This is a genomic window from Mycobacterium sp. TH-M15 (assembly GCF_057473705.1).
The window spans coordinates 1-3,029 of record NZ_JBYCLB010000234.1; the positions used below are offsets into that span (position 1 = coordinate 1).

Below are 3,029 nucleotides of genomic sequence, written 5' to 3' on the forward strand. Positions count from 1 at the left end.
GGTGGCCGCGTCGACCCCCCGCGCACCGTGCAGCGCCGCCGCCGCGCGCCCGGCGAGCACACCGTTGCGGCCCGACCACAGCCATGCGCCAACAGCGTTGAGCCGCACCGTCGCAGATGCCCTCCTCGGCACGTAGACGTCGGGAAAGATCGCTGTGTAGTTCCACCGCAGTTTGGCGCGACTGAGGCCGTGAGCGAGCGCCTCGGTTCCCTTGAACACCTCGGACATGGCCTGATGGTGGCGAGCGACACCGACATGTGGCGGGTTAGACGTTGAGATTGCGCACCGGGCTGTGGATTAACCGCGGCGGCAGCCCTGTGCGCAATCTCAGCGACGCCCGCGCGGGCCGACGCCCGTGCGGGCCGACGCCCGTGCGGGCCGACGCCCGTGCGGGCCGACGCCGGCACCGGGCTACGCCCAGCTGGGCAGCCAGATCTCCATGTTCCAGGTGAACTGCGAGATCGGCTGGCCGGTGAGCACCGGATACAGCCAGGCGAAGTTGGTCAGCGCCAACGCGAGATAGCAGCAGACCGCGATCAGCCCCAGGGTGCGCCGCTCGGCGCCCTGTCGTCGCTGGTAGAGGATGTCGCCGAGGATCAGCGCGATCATCATCACCAGAAACGGCGCCATCGCCACCGCGTAGAAGAAGTACATCTGTCGGCCGATGTCGGCGAACCAGGGCAGCCAGCCGGCGCAGTAGCCGGTCAGCGGCGCCGCATACCGCCAGTCGAAGCGCACCAGCGTCCGCCAGGCGGCATAGCAGAGCACCGGCACGCTCACCCACCAGATCGCCGGGGTGCCGACCAGCAGCACCGCCTTGACGCAGGACTGCGCCCCGCAGCCGGGGACGTCCTTCTGGTCGATGGCGTAGAGCACCGGCCGCAGCGACATCGGCCAAGCCCACGGCTTGGACTCCCACGGGTGGAAGTTGCCGGCCGCGTTGGTCAGGCCGGAGTGGAACCGGTACGCCTCGAAGGTGTAGTGCCACAGCGACCGGATCGCGTCCGGCAGCGGCACCAGGCTGTCCCGGCCGATCGCCTGGCCCGCCTCGTGCCGGTCGATGCCGGTCTCGGAGGCGAACCACGGCGCATAGGATGCCAGGTAGACGCCGACCGGGACGACCAGCAGCGTGTAGGTGGCCGGCCCCAGATCGCGACGGAGCGTCCCCAGCCACGGCCGCGGCACCCGGTACTGCCGGCGGGCCGAGACGTCGAACGCCAGCGACATCACCGCGAAGAACGCCAGGAAGTACAGCCCGGACCATTTGGTGCCGCAGGCCAGGCCGAGCAGCACCCCGGCGCCGAAGCGCCACCACCGCACCCCCAGCCGCGGACCCCACGGAGTGTCGGCGCTGCGGCCCTCGATCAGCACGGTGTGCATCCGCGCCCGCACCTGGTCCCGGTCGACGACCAGCGCACCGAACGCGGCGACCACGAAGAATGTCAGGAAGCCGTCCAGCAGCGCGGTGCGCGCCGCCACGAAGCTGGCGCCGTCGGCGACCAGCAGCAGCCCGGCGGCGGCGCCGACCAGCGTGGACCGGCTGATCCGGCGGACGATCCGGACCACCAGCGCCACCAGGATCACCCCGAGCACCGCGCCGGTGAACCGCCAGCCCAGGCTGTTGTAGCCGAACAGCGCCTCGCCGATCGCGATCAGCTGCTTGCCGACCGGCGGGTGCACCACCAGGCCGTAGCCGGGGTTGTCCTCCACGCCGTGGTTGTGCAGCAGCTGCCAGGCCTGCGGCGCGTAGTGCTTCTCGTCGAAGATCGGGGTGCCGGCGTCGGTCGGCGAGTCCAGGTTCACCAGCCGGGTCACCGCGGCCAGCGCGGTCACCACCGCGGTCGCCGCCCAGCCGGCCTCCCGGTCGACCGGCCCGAAATCGGCGACCGGCACCAGCAGGTCCGGGCTGATCACCGGGACCGCGCGTTCGGCGGTGTTGTCGGCCACGTCGGCCGGGTCGGTGCGGAGCACGGTCACAACCGACGATCGTAGGCTGTGGCGCATGACCGGTGGTCGACTGTTACTCGGCGCGACACCGCTGGGCCAGCCCTCCGACGCATCGGCGCGGTTGATCGCCACGCTGGGCAGCGCCGACGTGATCGCCGCCGAGGACACCCGCCGGCTGCGCACGCTGGCCGCCGCGCTCGGCGTAAAGATCACCGGCCGGGTGGTCAGCCTGTACGACGCCAACGAGGCGGCCCGAGTGCCCGAGCTGCGCGCCGCGGTCGAGGCCGGCGCGACGGTGCTGGTGGTCAGCGACGCCGGGATGCCGCTGGTCAGCGACCCCGGCTACCGGGTGGTCTCGGCGTGTGTCGCCGCCGGTCTGGCCGTCAGCTGCCTGCCCGGCCCGTCGGTGGTGACCACCGCGCTGGCCGGCTCCGGGCTGGCCGCCGACCGGTTCTGCTGCGAGGGCTGCGCGCCGCGCACGCGGGCGGCGCGGCGGACCTGGCTGGCGTTGCTGGCCGCCGAGCGGCGCACCTGCGTGTTCTTCGAGTCGCCGCGCCGGCTGGCGGCCTGCCTGCGCGACGCGGCCGAGACGCTCGGCGGCGACCGCCGCGCGGTGGTCTGCCGGGAGCTGACCAAGGTGCACGAGGAGGTGCTGCGCGGCACCCTCGACGAGCTTGCCGGCTGGGCCGCCGACGGCGTGCTGGGGGAGATCACCGTGGTGGTGGCCGGCGCCGTCCCGCGCGCCGAGGTGGCCGACCTGGTGAACGAGGTCGCCCGGCTCACCGCCGAGGGCATGCGGGTCAAGGACGCCTGCGCCCGGGTGGTCGCCGCGTATCCGGGCGCCCCGCCGAGGCGCGAGCTCTACGACGCGGTGCTGCGCTCGCGCAGCTGACCGGGGCCGACGATCGGTGCCGCCTTGTACAGGCACTCCTGCCATTCGGCGGCCACGTCGGAGTCGGCGGTGATGCCGCCGCCGACCCCGAGCACCGCGCCGCCGGCGGCGTCGAACTCGACCGTTCGGATCGCTACGTTGAGTTCGCAACCGGCCACCGGGGACGCCAGACCCACAGTGCCGCAATACA

At 72.8% G+C, this 3,029-nt stretch carries 3 protein-coding genes and 1 pseudogene; 1 reads left to right on the top strand and 3 read right to left on the bottom strand.

Going from position 1 to position 3,029, the window contains the following annotated elements; all coding sequences use genetic code 11:
* A pseudogene (locus AC2VNT_RS05535) lies at positions 1-228 on the bottom strand (hypothetical protein); the annotation flags it as partial.
* A 183-nt stretch (positions 229-411) separates the two neighbouring features.
* On the bottom strand, positions 412-2,004 hold the full coding sequence (locus AC2VNT_RS05540) for a dolichyl-phosphate-mannose--protein mannosyltransferase (RefSeq protein ID WP_486945900.1): 1,593 nt from the start codon (positions 2,002-2,004) through the stop codon (positions 412-414).
* Between AC2VNT_RS05540 and rsmI the strand changes: the two genes are divergently transcribed.
* A complete protein-coding gene (gene rsmI, locus AC2VNT_RS05545; protein ID WP_486945901.1) occupies positions 2,003-2,839 on the top strand; it encodes a 16S rRNA (cytidine(1402)-2'-O)-methyltransferase in 837 nt (278 codons plus the stop codon). The genes AC2VNT_RS05540 and rsmI overlap by 2 nt on opposite strands.
* On the opposite strand, the gene AC2VNT_RS05550 is transcribed toward rsmI, so the two are convergent.
* Positions 2,809-3,029, bottom strand: a 221-nt coding sequence (locus tag AC2VNT_RS05550; RefSeq protein WP_486945902.1) for a chorismate-binding protein, incomplete at its 5' end; no start/stop codon positions are given. The genes rsmI and AC2VNT_RS05550 overlap by 31 nt on opposite strands.